We start from the raw sequence: 17,421 nt of genomic DNA on the forward strand, positions 1-17,421 counted from the left end.
CGCGGATCAGTCGGCCGTGCGCAGACTTTCGGAGAGAACCGCGGCAGCCGCCGCGATGTCTTGCCCAAGGGAGGCCCGAACGGCCGGGCCATTGCGCTGCTCCAACGCGCCAACAATCCTGCGATGCGCCTCGTTCGACTGCGGGATGTAACGGTCGGCCTGCATCAGCAGCTTCAGATAGGGCCCGACCCGACCCCAGAGGTCCCGGATCATGTTCAACAGGATCGGCGCGCCGGCATGCTGGTAGATGGCGAAATGAAAGGCCTCGTTCAACGAGAGATACGCCCTGGCATCTCCCGCATCGATGGCGCGCTGCATGCCGGCGAGCATGGCCTGTACGTCGATCAGGCCGCTTTCGCTCATCCGCGACGCGGCGATCTCACCCGCCAGCCCTTCGACGGCGATGCGGATGCGCGTCAGTTCCTCAAAAGCGGGTGCCGACAGCAAGGGCACGATGACCGAGCGGTTGTTCTGCATTTCGAGCAGGCGCTCGGCGACGAGCCTTTGCAGCGCCTCGCGGATCGGCGTCGTCGATATGCCGAAGGTCTCGGCAAGTTTGCGGATGACCAGTGTCTGGCCCGGGCTGAAACCGCCTGAAATCAACTCCTGCTTGAGAGCGCCATAGGCGCGATCGTTCAGGGTTTGATGTTCGAGCTTCAGCATGCGCGGCCGCTCACCATTGCGACAAGGCGCGATCGAGCGTCTCGGTCAGCTGCTCGGCATTGTGCCTGGCAAATGGCAAAGGCGGCCTGATCTTCAGCACGTTGCCGCGCGGGCCGCAAGACGAGATCAGCACGCCGTCCTCGCGCATGGCTTCGACGACCGCCGCTGTCTTGGTGGCGGCCAGCGGCTCGTTCCCCTCCGCCGTCAGCTCGACGCCGAAATAGAGGCCGTTGTGCCTGACGTCGGCGACCATGCCGTGCCGGCTCCGCAGCGCGCGCAACAGCTCCCCGGTGTAGGCGCCGACATTGCGCGCGTTCTCGATCAGGCCTTCGCCTTCGATCACGTCGAGCACGGCGATACCGACGGCGGCCGCCACCGGATTGCCGCCGAAGGTGTTGAAGTAGCCGGTGTTCGAGCCGAAGGATGCGACAAGCCGCGGCCGCACGATCACCGCGCCCATCGGATGCCCGTCGCCGATCGGCTTGCCCATGGTGACGATATCGGGCTCGATGCCGTAATTGGCGAAGCCCCACATGCCCTGGCCGAGCCGGCCGAAGCCCGACTGGACCTCATCGGCAATGACAATGCCGCCGGCCCTCCTGACGTGGTCCGCCGCCTCGCGCATGACGGCCGCATCGGGGAAGAAGATGCCGTCGCTGGAGAAGGCCGAGTCGAGAAGCAATGCCGCCGGACGGATGTCTTGCGCACGCATGTCCTCGATGGCGGCGGCGACATTTTTGGCGAAATCGCGCGCGGCGCGGCCATGGTCGCGAAACGTGTCCGGCGCTGCCACAGTCCGATGCTGCGCGGGCACGCCCTTTGCCCCGACCGCCGCCGGCGATAGCTGCGCGGTGGCAATCGTGGCGCCGTGATAGGCGAAGTCGGTGATGATGACGCCGGTGCCACCGCTGGAATGCTGGGCAATACGGATGGCGAGATCGTTGGCCTCGCTGCCGGTGCAAGTGAACATGGCGTGCCCGAGATGGGCCGGAAGCATGCCGAGCAGTTTTTCAGCGTAGTCGAGGATGATCTCGCTGAGATAGCGCGTGTGGGTGTTGAGCGTGGCGGCCTGCCCCGATAGCGCCTCGACGACGCGTGGATGGCAGTGTCCGATCGAAGCGACATTGTTGTAGGCATCGAGGAATTTGCGGCCCTGCGCATCATAGAGCCAGACGCCGCTGCCGCGCACGAGATGGATCGGGTTGCGGTAAAAGGCGCGGTAGGTCGGGCCAAGCAATCTGGCGCGACGTTCGAGCAACGCGCGCTCTTGCGCCGAAGCGCCGGCATCGGCAGAGGCATTGGCGGGCGAGGACTGGGACACGAGCATCTACTCCGGATTGGAATGGTCGCTGAAATAGCGGCGGGCCTCAGTGGACGACAGACCGTCCAGCCGTTCGAGCGACGCCCAGACCTCGGTCATGAGGCGCAGCACATAGTCGCGCTTGGCCGGGAATCGTTCCGCTTGCCAGCTGGCGATGTTGGCAATCAGCGCAAGGCGCGCACGGATCAGATCGAAAAGAATGCCGATCTCTTCGCCCTCCAGTGGCTGCACGGATTGATAGCCGGCGACAAAGCGCGCGGCGGGTGCCAGCGGGTGACCTTCCGCCGGCCAGCGGTAGACGGCGCCGATGGCGAGATCGCAGATGAGCGGTGAATGGATCATGTCGCCGAAATCGAGAATGCCGCTGACGACCTCCGGCCGCGAAGCGTCCATCACCACATTGTAGGAATTCATGTCGTTGTGAACGATCTGCGCACGCAGGCTTGGAATGACCGGCGCCGCATGCTCCTCGAAGGCGTCGATGACGCGCTCGACCATGGCCCGGTGGCGCGCATCGGGGATATGCGCCAGCATCGGCCGGGTCTTGGCGACCTTGCGGATATCCCAGAGCAAGTCGCTGCCGGCCGCCGGATGGAAGAAACCGCGCAGTGCGCGGCCAAGCCGCGCCAGAAAGATGCCGAGATTGCGATCCTGCGTCTCTGAGGTCGGTGAGCGCGAAAGCAGTTGACCGGGCAGATAGGTGACCAGCCGGACGATGCGCGGTGCCGATCCACCGACGCTGACCGTGAACTGCGCTTCGCCCTCGAGGTTTTTACGCACCGAGGGAACGGGCAAGGTCGGGTCGACCGCAACGATATGGTCGAGCGCCTTGTTCTGGAAATCGGTGAAGCCGGACTCTTCCGCCGGATGGGAAACCTTGAGGACGAACTCGCCCTCGCCGTCGGTCTGGATCTGGAAATTGTGATCGCGTTCGCCGGGCAACGGACGCGCGCTGCCGGCGATGCCGTAGTGCCGGCGCAAGATGGCAAGCGCGTCGGCGATCGAAACGTCCGGCGCATCCTCGGCGAGCGTTTCGCCGAATGCATCGGGTACAGCCGCGTTCATGATCTCACCTTCGGATCGATCGGCTCAAGACCGCACCAGTCGGCGATGAACAAGGCAATCGTCTGGGTAACTTTGCGCACCGAGTCCAGATCGACGGCCTCGTCATAGCCATGCGGCATGCGGCAGATCGGACCATAGACGATCGCCGGCGTGTCGGCATAGAGGCCGAAGAAGCGTGCATCCGTGGTCGCCGAGGTGACGTGCTCGGTCAGCGGCTCGCCCCAGACGGCGCTATGGCTGCGGCGCAGCACGGCTTCCATCTCGTCGGCGCCTTCCAGCACATAGCCCTCGGCCATGAAGCCGTTGTAGGTCATCCTGGGCGGGCGATTGGCGAGGAACGGATCGGCACGGGCAGAATCGGCGATGCAGGCTTCGAGCTCGGCCCTGGCTTCTTCAAGCTTCTGGCCGGGATAGGTGGCGACCCGCATCTCGAAGACGCAGCGCGCCGGGACGCTCGATGTCCACTCGCCGCCTTCGATCTTGCCGAGATTGAAGCGGATCGGATGTGGATGATCGCAGAAATGCGGATCATCGACCTTGCGCGCGTTCCAGGCGATTTCGAGCCGCTTCAGCGCCTGGATGATGAGGAATGCCTTTTCGATTGCATTGGCGCCAGCGGAAAAGGCCCCCGACGCATGTTGCGGATCGCCGTCGACCTCGACCCTGAACCAGATCGGTCCGACCTGTGCCCGCATCAGCCTGGGCTCCAACGGCTCGGGAATGAAGGCAGCGTCGGCGCGGTAGCCGCGCTGCAGGCAGGCGAGCGCGCCATTGCCGGTGCATTCCTCCTCGACCACCGACTGCAGGTATAATTTCGCGGCCGGCTGGTAACCGAGGCTGCGCAATGCGGCCAATGCGTAGAGGCAGGCCGACAGGCCGGCCTTCATATCTCCGGCGCCCCGACCATGCATCCAGCCATCCTCGATCGCCGGATCGTAGGGATCGCGCAGCCAGCGGTCGAGCGGTCCCGTCGGCACCACGTCGATATGTCCGTTGAGGATCAGCGAGCGGCCGGTCGCGTTTTTCGGCGTGTGGGTGGCGACGACATTGAAGGCGTCGTCATACGAAACCGCAACCGGTGAAAAACCCGGCAGGTCGCGAATAGCATCGACATCGACGCGCCACATGTCGACCTCGTAGCCATCGGCCTCATAGGCGGCCGCCATGAACGATTGGGCGGCATGTTCCTCGCCGCGCTGCGAAGGAAAGCGCACGAGATCCTGCAGAAACGCGACCTGCCGGGCGAAGCCCTCGTCGACCGCGCCCAGAATGGCCTCGTCCGAAATTCGCTCAGGCATTATATTCCGCTTTCATCTGAATGGTGTATCATATCTCATATACCGTCTCTCACAAATGCAAGAGACTGGTGGGGCAAACTTATGACCCACATTCCGAAACACTTGGCAGGAGCGCGGAATTGGCATCAGCTTAGCGCATGCCGCGAAAGCCGCGCGGCGAAAATCGAGGACAGATGCTGGTCACCGAAGGCACATTGCCGGATGAAGTCACCGATCTCTCGACCGGTTACCGGCGCGTGCCGGCCGGCAGGATCATCAATGCGGTGACGTGGATGGAGGCGCGCGCGCCGGTGCCGAGCCTTGCCCAACCGCTGGCCATGACCCGGGTCACCGAGCCCGACTGCGCCTCCTACCGCACGATCTTCCTGGAAATCGGGGCTCCCTGGCTCTGGGATCGCGCCGCCGAAATGTCGGATCCCGAAATCGCCGCGCAATTCGCCGACCCACGCCACCATCTCTATTACGGCCATGATGAAGACGGCGGCCATGTCGGCATGGTCGAATTCCGCGTGGCCGACGATGACGAGATCGAGATCACCTATTTCGGCCTGTTCCCCTCCTTGACCGGCCGAGGCTTCGGCAAGCGACTGATGGCCGGCGCACTCGATCAGGCATGGCGCCTCGCCCCCGGCCGCGTCTGGCTGCACACCAGCAGTTTCGATCACCACAGCGTCATCGGTTTCTACCGCGCTTGCGGGTTCGAGCCCTATGCGGCCGGTTTCGAAATCACCGACGATCCCCGGATCAAGGGAACCCTGCCGCGCGAAGCGGCCCCGCAAATCCCGTTGATCGAAACAGAATGGGTGCCCGGCGCCAGATGAGACAGCCTCCGCAACCCGCCAGCCAGGCATCGCCGCATCATCGCCGGTGGGTGCGGCGCGAGAGCATCCTGTCAAGGCTGGAGCGGCATGTCGGCATACGCATCGTGCTGTTCGCCGCGCCCGCCGGCTTCGGCAAGTCGACAACGATGGCGCAATGGGCCGCGGAACTCGCGCGCCACGGCCGGTTGACCGCAGGGCTGTCCTGCGAGGCGACGGACAATGACGAAGGCGCCTTCCTGTCGCATCTGGTGGGGGCGCTGCGCCACCTCGTCCAGAGCCCGGCCGAGCTCGACCTCGCCTTCCAGTCGAGCCCGATCCCGCAGCTCGAGGTGGTGCTCTCTGCACTTGTCGCGGGTTTTGCGGCGCGAGACGCCGAGATCACGCTGTTTTTCGACGACTACCACGTCATCGAAACGGAGGCGGTGAAGCGCTTCATGGAGCGCCTGACGCGGCAGGCGCCCGCCAACGTCGCCTTCGTCATCGGTTCGCGCAACCTGCCCGACCTGCAGCTCGGCAAACTCAGGGTGCTTGGCGACGTTTTCGAAATCGGTCCGGACGATTTGCGCTTCGCCTCGTCCGAAGCCGAAGCCTTTTTCAACGACAAGCTGGGCCTGAGTGTCAGCAGCGGTACCGTCGAGGCCTTGTGCTCGCGGACCGAAGGTTGGGCCGCTGGCCTGCAACTCGCCTCGCTGTCGCTCAGTGCCGCGCATGCGCCCGAAACCGTCATCGGCAGTTTCACCGGCGCCAACCGTAACGTCGCCGACTTCCTGATGGGCGAAGTCTTCCTCGGGCTGCCGCCGGCCTTGGCGAAGTTTCTGCTCCACAGTTCGATCTTCGAGCGCTTCAGCGCCGAGGCCTGCCGGGCAGTCTTGCGCGTGGCGGACGCCGAGGCCGACATCGCCGAGATCGAGACCCGCAATCTCTTTCTCGTGCCGCTCGACGAGGAGCGGCGCTGGTTCCGCTACCATCACCTGTTCCGCGACTTTCTCAGTCGTGAAATGGAACGGCGCGCGCCCGAGATGATCGCCCCGCTGCACCTGGCCGCCGCCGAATGGTTCGGCGAACGCAAGATGCTGACCGAGGCGATCGGGCATGCGCTTGCCGCCGGCGACCAGGCCCGCGCGGCGGTGTTCATCGAGAACAATGCGCTCGAGCTCATCGCCCAGTGCCAGCTGCTTTATGTGCGCCAGTTGCTGGCGCTGCTGCCGAGAAAACTGGTCGACCAGCGCATCCGGCTGCAACTCGTCGCGTTGTGGCTGGCGGTGCACTCAAGCCAGCCCGAGATTGCCCTTCAGACGCTCGCCAATGCGCGCAAGCTGATCGAGACCGGGCCGACGGACGGCAAGGATCCGGGCACGCTGACCGGCACCACGATTGAGGCCGAAATAGCAGTCCTGGATGCCGCCGTGCACAGCACGCTGGAACGGTTCGAGGACGCACGCGACACCGCCTTGGCCGCCCTGCGCGTCATCGCGCCCGATGCCTGGTTCATGGAAGGCGCGACGGCCAATGTCATCGGCTACAATCTCTACGCACTGGGCGACCTCGAGGGCGCGCGTGCGGCGGCGGACGCTGCGCTCAAGGCGCATGAGCGAAGCGGCAGCCTGCTCGGCGTCACCATCGCCAATTGCTACATGGCGGTGATCGAACGCTCGGCCGGCCGCCTGCCCGCCGCCGAACGGCTGCTGCGCAACACGATCATCGAGGCCAGGACTCGGATCGGCGCCAACTCCTATGCCGAGGCCCTTGCCGGAACGCTGCTTGCCGAACTCGCCTACGAGACCAACGCCTCCGGCGAGGCACTGACGCTGGTCGAGAATCTCGGACCGCTGATCGAGGGCGCCGCGGTCATCGTCTATCCCCTCGCCAGCGTGCCGACCTATGCCCGCGTGCTGCAGTTGACCGGTCGCGCAGACGCAGCGCTCGACATGCTGGAGCGCGTCTACCAGCGTGTGCGCGGCTCCGTCTATCGCCGCCTCGCTTCGGTATTGGTGCATGATCGTATCCGGCTGTTGCTCGACCAGAGCCGCGTCGTCGAAGCCCGCGCGCTGCTGAGTGAGCATCGCCGCGAAAGCGCCGAAACCGCGCCGACTGTCGCCAACGAATTCGAATTCTTCGCCGAGGGCCGGCTGCTTACCGCGGAGAAATCCCACGCAGCCGCATCGGCGATTTTCGACGCTTTGCTGGAGCGGACGAAAAACAGCGGACGCATGCGCCGCCACATCCTGGCGCTGATCCTGCGCGCCAAGACCACCGTCCATGACCAGCGCGAGACCGACCGTCATCTCCTCGAAGCGCTGCGGCTTGCCCAGCCCTCCGGCTTCATCCGCTCCTTCGTCGACGAGGGCAGGCCTGTTGTGGAAGGGTTGATGCGGCTGCGCGCAGCGCAGGCAAAGACCGACCCTGCCCTGTCGGCCTATGCAACGCGCATCATCGACGCGGCACAGACGATGCCTGTGGCGACACGCAAGCCGGCAGCACCGACGGCCGAAAAAGAACAGCTCACCCAGCGCGAAGCCGAACTGCTGCGCTGCCTGTCTGAAGGCATGTCCAACCGCGATATCGCGGGTGCGCTATCGGTGAGCGAGACGACGGTGAAATGGCATTTGAAGAACATTTTCGGCAAGCTCTCGGTGTCGAACCGCGTGCAGGCGGTGCGCGCGGCGCAGGCCGCCGCGGACCTCCGTCCCCCTCCGAAAGGAGGGGCATGAACATCTGCTGCAGCCCCCTCTTTGGGGTCGGGCCATGGGATCGTTAGCCTGCTAGCGTCGTCCTGCTCCTAGAGGACGATTGCCTATGGCGACAGGTTATGTTTTTCACGAACAGCTGATGTGGCATGACACCGGCTCCAGCGCCGACATGATGCCACCCGGCCGCTTCGTGGAGCCCGGCCGGCACCTGGAATCGCCCGGATCGAAGCGCCGGCTGAACAACCTGATCCAGGTCAGCGGCTTGGCACGCCATCTGGTGCCGATCCTCGCCGAGCCGGTGACAGTCGAGGATCTGCTGCGCGTGCACACGCAGCGCCATGTCGACGACATCAGGATGCTCAGCGAGCGCGGTTCCGGTTTCGCCGGCCCGCAGGCGCCGATCGGCCTCAACAGTTTCGACATCGCGCTCCTGTCCGCCGGCACCACCTATGCGGCGATGCGCGCGGTGCTGACCGGCCGCGTCGACAACGCCTATGCGCTGGCGCGGCCGCCGGGGCACCATGCCGAGCCCGACCAAGCGATGGGCAACTGCCTGTTTTCCAACATCGGCGTGTCGGTGCGCCGGCTGCAGCATGAGGGCTTGCTTGGTCGCGCGGCGATAGTGGACTGGGACGTTCATCACGGCAACGGCACCGAGACGGTGTTCTATTCCGATCCGTCGGTGCTCACCATTTCCCTGCACCAGGACAATCTTTACCCGACCGGGCGCGGCGCGCTGGCCGACAATGGAAAGGGCGCCGGCGAAGGCTATAACATCAACCTTCCCCTGCCCGCCGGCAGCGGCACCGGCGCCTATGAGGCGAGCTTCGACCGCGTCGTCGCCCCGGCGCTACGCGCCTTCAAGCCTGACCTCGTGATCGTCGCTTCCGGTTTCGATGCGTCGGGATTCGATCCGCTCGGCCGCATGATGCTCAACAGCGAATGCTTCCGGCGCCTTGCCGCGCGCATGGTCGCCCTGGCCGCCGAGACGTCGGACGGACGCCTGATGATGACCCATGAAGGCGGCTACTCCGAAGGCTATGTGCCGTTCTGTGGTCACGCCGTCATCGAGACGCTGGCCAATCACCGGACCGAAGTGGTCGACCCGCTGTCGGACCATATCGACGAATGGGCCGGGCAGGAATTGCAGCCGCATCAAGCTGCGGTGATCGACGCCGCCGAGAGCCTGCTTGCCGGCCTGCGTCAACGCCTCGCAAGTGCTGCCTGACGCGATGGATTTCCTGATCACCACCCTCCTCAACGCGCTGACGCTGATCAGCATCCTGATGCTGGTCGGGCTCGGACTGGCAATCAGCTTCGGCCTGATGAACGTGACCAATCTGGCGCATGGCGAGTTCGTCACCGTCGGAGCCTTCGCTGTCTATTTCGTCCAGAGCATCGGCGGTTCCTTCTGGCTGGGGCTCGCCGCCGCGCCCGTTGCCGGCGCGGTGGTCGGCTGCATCCTGGAATTCGCCATCATCCGCCATCTCTATTCGCGGCCGGTGTCGACCGTGCTTGCCACGTGGGGCGTCAGCCTGATCCTGCAACAAGGCATGGAACTGACCTTCGGGCTCGGCGCCAAGCCGGTGACGCCCCCGATCGAGGGCACGTTCGACCTTTTCTTCACCGTCTATCCGGCCTACCGGCTGGTCCTCATCGCCATCGCCATGCTGACCCTGCTCGGCGTCGTGCTGCTGATCAGCCGAACATCGTTCGGGCTCGACATCCGCACCGTCATCCAGAACCGGGAGATGGCCGAGGGCGTCGGCATCAACACGCGGCGCACCTACGCCATCGCCTTTACCTTCGGCGCGGCCATCGCCGGGCTCGCCGGCGGATTGGTCGCACCGCTGGCGATCGTGCTGCCGCAGATGGGGGTGAACTATCTCGCCAACGCTTTCTTCGTCGTCATCGTCGGTGGCGTCGGCTCGATCGGCGGCCTCGTCGCCGGCAGCGTCTTCGTCGGCGGGTTGACCAGCATCCTCAACTACCAGATCTCGCCATCCCTGGCGCAGGCGATCGTGCTGCTGGCGGCCATCGTCGCCGTGCGGCTGCGGCCCAACGGCCTGTTCAACGGAGCTTCGCGATGATCGCCCGCGACCGCAACTGGCTGCTGATCTTCGCCGTCTGTGTGGTGCTTGCGGTTCTCTATCCGCTCTTCGCCGACGGCTATCAGCTGACGGTGATCCGCGACGCGCTGATCTTCGGTCTGTTCGCGGCGAGCCTCGACTTCTTCTGGGGCCGCACCGGCATCTTGTGCTTTGGCCACGCCGCCTTCTTCGGCATCGGCGGCTACATCATGGCGCTGATCACGCTCAACGACGCCATCGCCTTCGGCAGCCTGCTCGGCATCATGGGCGCGGTGGCAGGGGCAGCCTTCGTCGCGGCCATCATCGGTTACTTCCTGTTCTTCGGCGGCATACGCGGCAGCTACTTCACCATCGTCACGGTGGCCATGGGTGTCATCTGCCAGCAAGCCGCCGTCTCCTGGAGTTCCGTCACCGGCGGCGACAGCGGCCTGATCGGCATCCCGCCGATTGAATTCGATGTTGGCGGGATGCATCTCGATCTCAGCCAGGACCTGCCCTCCTATGTCTTCGTCTCGGCCATCGTCGCTGTGGTGGTGCTGGCGCTGTGGTCGATCGGACGTGGCCGCTGGGGCACGGTGCTGACCGCCATCCAGGACAATGAAGTCCGGGCAGCAGCGCTCGGCCACAACGCACCGCTGCGGCTGCTCGTCACCTTCGTCCTGTCCGCCGCAATCGCCGGGCTTGCCGGTGCGCTCTATGTCTGCATGGCTGGGCTGGTGGCGCCCGATCTTTCCGGCTTGCTGCTGTCGACCGAAGTCATCGTCTGGGTGGCGGTCGGCGGGCGCGGCACTCTGCTCGGTCCGGTGCTGGGCGCCATCTTTATCCAGCGTGCGCAGCAGACGATCTCCAGCTTCAATCCGAGTCTATGGCCGCTGCTGCTCGGCTGCGTCTTCGTCATCATCGTCTTCGTCCTGCCGGACGGTATCCTGTCTGTTTACGCGCGGTTGAAGAGCCTGTTCGAGGGCCGGAGGCGCGTACAATGAGCGATGTCCTGCTCCAGGCCGAAAATGTCGGCATCCGCTTCGGCGGCTTGCAGGCACTCGAAGGGTTGAACCTGACGGTGCGCGACAAGGAGCTCCGCTGCATCATCGGGCCGAACGGCGCCGGGAAGAGCACCTTCCTCAATGTGCTGACCGGCACGCTTCGCCCGACCAGCGGCAGCGTGCGATTCCTCGGTCACGACATTGCCGGTCTGCCGCTGCACCGCATCGCCAGGCTCGGCATCGCCCGCAAGTTTCAGATCCCGTCGGTCTTTCCGAGCCTCTCGGTCGAAGACAATCTGAAGGTGGCACGGTGGGGGGTACCCTCGCCGGTTCGCCCGGTCAGTGAGTTGCTGGAACTGGTGGCGCTCGGCGATAGCGCCGCGAGGCTGGCGGGCGAACTGGCGCATGGCCAGAAGCAATGGCTGGAGATCGGCATGGCCCTGGCGATCGAGCCAAGGTTGCTGCTGCTCGACGAACCGACCGCCGGCATGACACCGCAGGAAACATTGGCAACCGCCGAAATGCTGCTGCGGCTGAAGGGCGAATTCTCGATCGTCGCCGTCGAACACGACATTCGCTTCGTGCGGGCGCTGAACTGCGAGACGCTGGTGCTGCATCAAGGGCGTCGGCTGCGCAGCGGTCCTTTCCACGACATCGAGACCGACGAAATGGTCCGCGACGTCTATCTGGGGAGGCGCTGATCGTGCTGCGGACACTTGCCGTCTCGGCCGGCTATGGCCTGCTTCCGGTGCTGAACGGCATCGATATCAGCGTCTCGCCTGGCGAAGTTGTCGGCCTGCTCGGCCGTAACGGCGCCGGCAAGACGACGCTGTTGCGCGTCATCGCCGGCGGCCTGAAGGCGAGCGGCGGCGCCGTGGTGCTCGGCGACCAGGATCTCACCAACGCGCCAGCCTTTCGCAGGGCGCGGGCAGGCATCGCTCATGTGCCGCAGGGGCGCGGCATCTTCAACCAGCTGACCGTGCGGCAAAACCTGGAGGTCGGCACGCGTGCCGCCAGGGATCGTGGCGACGGCAGCATTCCGGCCGACATCTTCGGCTATTTTCCGATCCTGCGCGAACGCGAGGCGCAAATCGCCGGCACGCTCTCGGGCGGTCAGCAGCAGATGCTGGCGATCGGCCGGGCGCTATGCGGCCTGCCCTCGGTGCTGCTGCTCGACGAACCTTCGGAAGGCATCCAGCCGAACATCGTACAAGCCATCGCCGAACTGGTGCCGCGCATCGCGCGCGAACGCTGCATCGCGATCGTGCTGGTCGAGCAGAATCTCGATCTCGTTCTGAAGGCGGCGGACCGCTGCCTGGTGATGGAAAAGGGCAGGATCGTGCACGAGGGCACGCCGCAAGCGTTCGCCGACGAGACCCTGCTGAAGGATTTGTTGGCCCTGTAAAGGCGCGCCTGATGCGCGCCCAAGGTTTGTTGGTTTTGTAAGGCGTGCATGGGGCGCGCCTGGACTGGAAGGGAACATAACAATGATAAGCAGAAGAACGATCCTGAAATCCGGCGGGGCTGCCGCCGCGTTGGCCATGGTCGGCGCGCCGTCGATCCTGCGCGCCGCCGACACCGTCAAGGTCGGCCTGTCGATCCCGATCACCGGACTGCAGGCGATCCTCGGCGAGACGCTGCTCAATTGCTACAAGCTCGCCGCGGCCGAGCTCAACGCTGCCAACGGCATTGGCGGCCGCCAGGTCGAGCTGTTCATCGAGGACAACCAGACCACGACCAAGGGCGCCATCGACAAGGCGCGCAAACTCATCAACGAAGACAAGGTCGACGTGGTCATGGGCACGATCATTTCGCCGGAGCGAAGTGCTACGCTTTCGGTGACCTCGAAGGCCAAGAAGCTGTTCTTCTATCCGACCAATTTCGAAGGCGGCGAATGCAACCGCTACTTCGTCGCCACCGGCCCGATCCCGATGCAGCAGGTCGACCCGATGATGCCGTGGGTGGCCGAGAACCTCGGCAAGACGATCTATGTCATGGCCTCCGACTATGCCTGGCCGCAGAAGATGACCGAGGCGATCACGGCGGCCTATGAGAAGGCCGGCGGCAAGATCATCGGCGCCGACTATTATCCGTTCGGCACAACGGATTTCGGCCCTGCATTCCAGAAGATCAAGTCGCTGAAACCCGATGTCGTGTGGTCGATGGTGGTCGGCAACGACGCCGTCACCCAGCTCAAGCAGTATCGCTCTTTCGACATCAAGCAGCCGCTGATCGCGCCACTCGACGAGGTCTTCAACAAGGACGCGCTGCCGCCCGGCGTCGCCGCCGGCACCTATGCACCGCAGCCTTACTGGATGGCGCTCGACAATCCGGTCAACAAGAAGTTCATCGCGAGCTTCCGCGAAAAGTTCGGCCAGGAGAAGATGGTCAACGGCATCGGCGAAGCCGGCTACAACGGCCTGCATCTCTACGCGCTGGCCGCCGAGAAGGCCGGGTCGCTGAAGGACGACGATGTGCTCAAGGCGCTGCCGACGATCGAGTTCGACGCGCCGCAAGGCAAGATCCGCGTCGATGCCAGCAACAACCACACGCTGTGCCATTCTTATGTCGGCAAGGCCGCCGCAGACGGCATCAGCTACGAAATCGTCAAGGATTTCGGGACGATCGCTCCGGTCACGCCTTACTGCAAGCTGTAGGAGGTTCGGCAACGGCTCCAGGCAATCCTGACGGCGGCGTTGCCGCCGTCAGCTCGCCTGCGGCGCCGGCAGCCGCTCGCGCAATTCGTCGACGAGCACCCTGGTGTTTTCGGAATAATCGATGGGCACGACGACGAGATGCACGCCGCCGCCGGTGAAGGCCCGTTCCAGCGCCGGCTGCAAGTCGGCGATCTCGCCAACCCTGGTCCCCCTGGCGCCATAGGCCTCGGCGTATTTGACGAAGTCGGGATTGCCGAAGGTCATGCCGAAATCCGGAAATTCATCGACTGCCTGCTTCCAGCGGATCATGCCATAGGCGTGGTCTTCAAGCAGCAGGACCACGAGGTTGAGCTTGAGCCTGACGGCGGTCTCCAGTTCCTGGCTGTTCATCATGAAGCCGCCGTCGCCGCAGATGGCCATGACACGGCGCCTGGGATAGAGCAGTGCCGCCATCATCGCCGACGGCAGGCCGGCTCCCATGGTGGCGAGCGCATTGTCGAGCAGCAGCGTGTTTGCCATGCGCGTGCGGTAGTTGCGCGCGAACCAGATCTTGTACATGCCGTTGTCGAGGGCGAGAATCCCGTCCGCCGGCATCACGGCGCGGACATCGTGCACGATGCGCTGCGGCGTGAAGCGGTCTTCGGTGGCGCGCGCCGCGATCCGGCTCAAAATGCCTTCGCGCAGCGGCAACAGGGCCTGCGCATTGGGGATCTTGCCCTCGATACGATCGGCCAGCAGCGCCAGCGAAGGGCCGAGGTCGCCGACGATTTCGGCTTGCGGGAAATAGACCTGCTCGACGTCGGCGGTTTGATAGCCGACATGAATGACCTTCGGCCCTCTGGCGCCCATGATGAAAGGCGGCTTCTCGACCGTGTCGTGGCCGATGGTGATGATCAGATCGGCCTGTTCGATGGCCTCGTGCACATAGTCGCGCTCCGAAAGGGCTGCCGTTCCCATGTAGAGTTCGGTGCCGCCGGGCACGGTGCCCTTGCCCATCTGCGTGGTGAAATAGGGAATTTGGGTGCGCAGCACGAACTGGGCGACATCGGGCGTCACGCGCGGCCGCGACGCCGCCGCGCCGAACATCAGCAGCGGACGCTTGGCCTTCATGATCATGCGGGCGGCACGATCGAGCGCGGTGGCGCTGGCCAGAGGCAGCTCGACCGGGTGCGTCGGCACGAGTGCTACCGGCTCGCATTGCGCAGCGGCAATGTCTTCCGGCAGTTCCAGATGCACGGGGCCGGGACGCTCCTCCTGTGCGACACGGAAGGCTTCGCGCACCAGCGAAGGGATCATCTTCGGCGAAACGATCTGGCGCGACAGCTTGGTCAGCGGCTTCATCGCCGCGACGATGTCGACGATCTGGAACCGCGCTTGCCGCGATGACAGGATGCCCTTCTGGCCGGTGATCATGATCATCGGCATCGCGCCGAGCAGCGCGTAGGCCGAGCCGGTCGTCAGGTTGAGCGCGCCGGGACCAAGCGTGGTGATGCACACGCCTGCCTTGCCGGTGAGCCTCCCATAGGTGGCGGCCATGAAGGCGGCCGCCTGCTCGTGGCGGGTCAGGACCAGTTGGATCGACGAGCGCCGGATCGATTCGACGATGTCGAGATTTTCCTCGCCCGGAATGCCGAAGATCCGATCGACCCCTTCATTCTCGAGGGCCGCCACGAACAGATCCGAACCTTTGGTCAACTGTCTCTCCCACGATGCGTAGATTCCGCCAGCCATCTTCATATGGCAGGGAAAGCGGCGCCGCAAAGGCCGGAAGTGTGCATTGGCTCCAGGAAAAGCCAACCGCGACGGGCGATCACGCCATCAATTTCGGCAAGGCGGCCGCCAGCGCGTCAACGGCCAGCCGCACTTTGAGCGGCAGATGCGGCGTCTGCAGCCAAAGGGCATGGCAGTCGTAGAGATAGCGTGGCTGGTCCGGCAGCAGCACCGCCAGCGCGCCGGCCCGGATCCGCTCGCGAATCAGCCACCAGGGAAGCCAGGCAATCCCCATGCCGTCGACCGCGGCATCGGCGATGGCATCTAGGTCGTCGAGCCGCAGCCGGCCAGCGGGCATGATCTCCTGTATGGGCTGCCCCTCACGCGCAAACAGCCACGGCTGAACGACCTGGCCGAGCCGGCGATAAACAATCGACTGATGATCGGCGAGATCCTCGATCCGCCTCGGCTCGCCATGAATTCCGAGATAGGAGGGCGCTGCGCAGACGACCATGCCTTGGCGTGCGACGCGCCGCGCGATCACGCCTGCCTTGTCGTCCAGATCACCGGTCCGGATGGCAAGGTCGTAGCCATCCTCGGCAAGGTCGGCGAAGCGGTCGCTTAAGGACAGATCGAGTTCCAGCATCGGATATTGCCGCGCCAGTTGCAGCAGCACGGGCGCCACGCAGTGGCGGCCGAAATGCGCCGGCATGGTGACGCGCAGTTTTCCGCGTGGCTCCGAAAGCTGGTCGGCTGCGAGCGCATCGGCGGCTTCGGCCTCCGCCAGCACTACCCGGCAGCGCTCATAGTAGGCGCGGCCGAAATCGGTCAGGCTCTGGCGGCGCGTGGTGCGGTTGATGAGGCGCACGCCGAGGCGCTCCTCGAGAAAGCGGACGTGCTTGCCGACCATCGGTCCGGACAGATCGAGCGCGACGGCAGCAGCAGCGAAAGAGCCGAGGTCGACCGCCCTAACGAAGACAGCCATGCTTTCGAGCCGATCCATATTCGGAACTCCTGGTTTCTACTGCTTTATCCGTACCGCCATTTATCCGCGAGAGCGTTCCCTGCATAGCTCATTCGGTTCAAATGATTTGGAGTATCCCGAATGGCACGTGTTGTCCGCTTCCACCAGCATGGCGGTCCCGAGGTACTGCGCATCGAGGATGTCGACCTTCCCGCTCCAGGCCCGGGCGAGGTGCAGATCCGCGTCAAGGCGCTGGGCCTTAACCGCGCCGAGGCATTGCTGCGTGCGGGAACCTATATCGAGACACCGGCCCTGCCCTCCGGACTTGGCCTGGAAGCGGCCGGCGTCGTCGAGGCGGTGGGCGAAGGCGTGACGGATTTCGCCACCGGTGATGCCGTCAGCATCATCCCACCACGATCGATGGTTCGCTGGCCGGCCTATGGCGAACTGGTCACCTATCCCGCCGCGCTCGTCGTCAAACACCCGCCATCGCTCGACTGGCAAACGGCGGCGGCGCTGTGGATGCAATATCTCACCGCCTACGGCGCGCTGATCGACATCGCCAAGCTTGGAAGCGGAGATGTCGTCGTCATCACGGCGGCATCAAGCAGCGTCGGGCTTGCCGCGATCCAGATCGCCAACAGTGTCGGCGCGACGGCGATCGCGGTGACGCGCACATCGACGAAGAAGCAAGCCTTGCTCGAAGCCGGGGCGGCTGCCGTCGTGGTCCTGGCCGAGGCAGACCTGGAGGCCCGGCTAAAGGAAATCGCCGGACCGCCAGGCGTGCGCGTTGTGTTGGATGCGGTCGGCGGCCCGATCTTCGAGCCGCTGACGGCCGCGATGTCGAAGGGCGGCATTCTCATCGAATATGGCGGCCTCAGCCGCGAGCCGACACCGTTCCCGTTGGCTGTCGTCCTGGGCAAGACACTGACGCTGCGCGGCTACCTCGTCCACGAGATCACCGGCAACCCGGCCAAGCTGGAAGCAGCCAAAGCGTTCATCCTGGAAGGACTTGAGGCCGGCACGCTGAGGCAGATCATCGATAGGACCTTTGCCTTCGACCAGATTGTCGAGGCGCATCGCTATCTCGAGTCGAACGAGCAGTTCGGCAAAATCGTGGTGACGGTCTGAGCCTTGGGATGCGAACAAATCATCCTTG

At 64.7% G+C, this 17,421-nt stretch carries 15 protein-coding genes; 9 read left to right on the plus strand and 6 right to left on the minus strand.

The window, feature by feature from the left end; all coding sequences use genetic code 11:
- Positions 1-6 precede the first annotated feature (6 nt).
- Genes AC0NIH_RS28425 through AC0NIH_RS28440 form a run of 4 tightly spaced genes read right to left on the minus strand, consistent with a single transcriptional unit; the run spans position 7 to position 4,347 of the window.
- Positions 7-663: a GntR family transcriptional regulator gene (locus tag AC0NIH_RS28425; protein ID WP_287271099.1), complete on the minus strand. Its 657-nt coding sequence runs from the start codon at positions 661-663 to the stop codon at positions 7-9.
- Between the two features lie 10 nt (positions 664-673).
- The gene (locus AC0NIH_RS28430) at positions 674-1,990 is read right to left on the minus strand and encodes an aspartate aminotransferase family protein (protein ID WP_473464116.1); all 1,317 of its coding nucleotides are present in this window, start codon (positions 1,988-1,990) and stop codon (positions 674-676) included.
- Entirely contained in the window at positions 1,991-3,049 is a 1,059-nt protein-coding gene (locus tag AC0NIH_RS28435; RefSeq protein ID WP_473464113.1) for a phosphotransferase, read from the minus strand.
- Positions 3,046-4,347: an ArgE/DapE family deacylase gene (locus AC0NIH_RS28440; protein ID WP_473464111.1), complete on the minus strand. Its 1,302-nt coding sequence runs from the start codon at positions 4,345-4,347 to the stop codon at positions 3,046-3,048. Before AC0NIH_RS28440 ends, AC0NIH_RS28435 begins: the two co-directional genes overlap by 4 nt.
- Positions 4,348-4,520: 173 nt before the next feature.
- On the opposite strand from AC0NIH_RS28440, the gene AC0NIH_RS28445 reads away from it, so the two are divergent.
- The 8 genes from AC0NIH_RS28445 to AC0NIH_RS28480 all read left to right on the plus strand — a co-directional run bounded on the left by AC0NIH_RS28445 (position 4,521) and on the right by AC0NIH_RS28480 (position 13,588).
- Positions 4,521-5,168: a GNAT family N-acetyltransferase gene (locus tag AC0NIH_RS28445; RefSeq protein ID WP_473464108.1), complete on the plus strand. Its 648-nt coding sequence runs from the start codon at positions 4,521-4,523 to the stop codon at positions 5,166-5,168.
- The gene (locus AC0NIH_RS28450; RefSeq protein WP_473464106.1) at positions 5,165-7,879 is read left to right on the plus strand and encodes a winged helix-turn-helix domain-containing protein; all 2,715 of its coding nucleotides are present in this window, start codon (positions 5,165-5,167) and stop codon (positions 7,877-7,879) included. The genes AC0NIH_RS28445 and AC0NIH_RS28450 overlap by 4 nt, the downstream gene beginning before the upstream one ends.
- Before the next feature lie 85 nt (positions 7,880-7,964).
- On the plus strand, positions 7,965-9,086 hold the full coding sequence (locus AC0NIH_RS28455) for a class II histone deacetylase (protein ID WP_473464103.1): 1,122 nt from the start codon (positions 7,965-7,967) through the stop codon (positions 9,084-9,086).
- Positions 9,049-9,948, plus strand: coding sequence for an urea ABC transporter permease subunit UrtB (gene urtB / locus AC0NIH_RS28460; RefSeq protein WP_287271084.1), 900 nt, complete (start codon positions 9,049-9,051; stop codon positions 9,946-9,948). Before AC0NIH_RS28455 ends, urtB begins: the two co-directional genes overlap by 38 nt.
- Complete coding sequence (locus AC0NIH_RS28465) at positions 9,945-10,931, plus strand: branched-chain amino acid ABC transporter permease (protein ID WP_473464101.1); 987 nt, start codon at positions 9,945-9,947, stop codon at positions 10,929-10,931. The genes urtB and AC0NIH_RS28465 overlap by 4 nt, the downstream gene beginning before the upstream one ends.
- Positions 10,928-11,632: an ATP-binding cassette domain-containing protein gene (locus tag AC0NIH_RS28470; protein WP_023777100.1), complete on the plus strand. Its 705-nt coding sequence runs from the start codon at positions 10,928-10,930 to the stop codon at positions 11,630-11,632. Before AC0NIH_RS28465 ends, AC0NIH_RS28470 begins: the two co-directional genes overlap by 4 nt.
- A gap of 2 nt (positions 11,633-11,634) precedes the next feature.
- Positions 11,635-12,336 carry an ABC transporter ATP-binding protein gene (locus AC0NIH_RS28475; RefSeq protein ID WP_473464098.1) on the plus strand — a complete coding sequence of 234 codons (702 nt, stop codon included), beginning with the start codon at positions 11,635-11,637 and terminating at the stop codon, positions 12,334-12,336.
- Positions 12,337-12,418: 82 nt separating this feature from the next.
- The gene (locus tag AC0NIH_RS28480; protein WP_023764723.1) at positions 12,419-13,588 is read left to right on the plus strand and encodes a substrate-binding protein; all 1,170 of its coding nucleotides are present in this window, start codon (positions 12,419-12,421) and stop codon (positions 13,586-13,588) included.
- 48 nt (positions 13,589-13,636) lie between these two features.
- Here the strand turns inward: AC0NIH_RS28480 and AC0NIH_RS28485 are convergent, their stop codons facing one another.
- Together AC0NIH_RS28485 and AC0NIH_RS28490 are read right to left on the minus strand one after the other, a co-directional pair.
- Positions 13,637-15,283, minus strand: a complete 1,647-nt coding sequence (locus AC0NIH_RS28485) for an acetolactate synthase large subunit (protein WP_473464095.1) — start codon at positions 15,281-15,283, stop codon at positions 13,637-13,639.
- Between the two features lie 115 nt (positions 15,284-15,398).
- Entirely contained in the window at positions 15,399-16,301 is a 903-nt protein-coding gene (locus AC0NIH_RS28490; protein WP_473464092.1) for a LysR family transcriptional regulator, read from the minus strand.
- 102 nt (positions 16,302-16,403) lie between these two features.
- On the opposite strand from AC0NIH_RS28490, the gene AC0NIH_RS28495 reads away from it, so the two are divergent.
- Positions 16,404-17,393 (plus strand): zinc-dependent alcohol dehydrogenase family protein, encoded by a 990-nt coding sequence (locus tag AC0NIH_RS28495; RefSeq protein WP_473464089.1) that lies wholly within the window; start codon positions 16,404-16,406, stop codon positions 17,391-17,393.
- Positions 17,394-17,421: the final 28 nt, after the last annotated feature.

The organism is Mesorhizobium sp. WSM1386, assembly GCF_055901595.1.

Coding starts and splice junctions, on each gene's coding strand:
- AC0NIH_RS28440 (WP_473464111.1), bottom strand. CDS start 4,347: ATGCCTGAGCGAATTTCGGACGAGGCCATTCTGGGCGCGGTCGACGAG.
- AC0NIH_RS28425 (WP_287271099.1), bottom strand. CDS start 663: ATGCTGAAGCTCGAACATCAAACCCTGAACGATCGCGCCTATGGCGCT.
- AC0NIH_RS28445 (WP_473464108.1), top strand. CDS start 4,521: ATGCTGGTCACCGAAGGCACATTGCCGGATGAAGTCACCGATCTCTCG.
- AC0NIH_RS28490 (WP_473464092.1), bottom strand. CDS start 16,301: ATGGATCGGCTCGAAAGCATGGCTGTCTTCGTTAGGGCGGTCGACCTC.
- AC0NIH_RS28465 (WP_473464101.1), top strand. CDS start 9,945: ATGATCGCCCGCGACCGCAACTGGCTGCTGATCTTCGCCGTCTGTGTG.
- AC0NIH_RS28455 (WP_473464103.1), top strand. CDS start 7,965: ATGGCGACAGGTTATGTTTTTCACGAACAGCTGATGTGGCATGACACC.
- AC0NIH_RS28480 (WP_023764723.1), top strand. CDS start 12,419: ATGATAAGCAGAAGAACGATCCTGAAATCCGGCGGGGCTGCCGCCGCG.
- AC0NIH_RS28430 (WP_473464116.1), bottom strand. CDS start 1,990: ATGCTCGTGTCCCAGTCCTCGCCCGCCAATGCCTCTGCCGATGCCGGC.
- AC0NIH_RS28470 (WP_023777100.1), top strand. CDS start 10,928: ATGAGCGATGTCCTGCTCCAGGCCGAAAATGTCGGCATCCGCTTCGGC.
- AC0NIH_RS28435 (WP_473464113.1), bottom strand. CDS start 3,049: ATGAACGCGGCTGTACCCGATGCATTCGGCGAAACGCTCGCCGAGGAT.
- AC0NIH_RS28450 (WP_473464106.1), top strand. CDS start 5,165: ATGAGACAGCCTCCGCAACCCGCCAGCCAGGCATCGCCGCATCATCGC.
- AC0NIH_RS28495 (WP_473464089.1), top strand. CDS start 16,404: ATGGCACGTGTTGTCCGCTTCCACCAGCATGGCGGTCCCGAGGTACTG.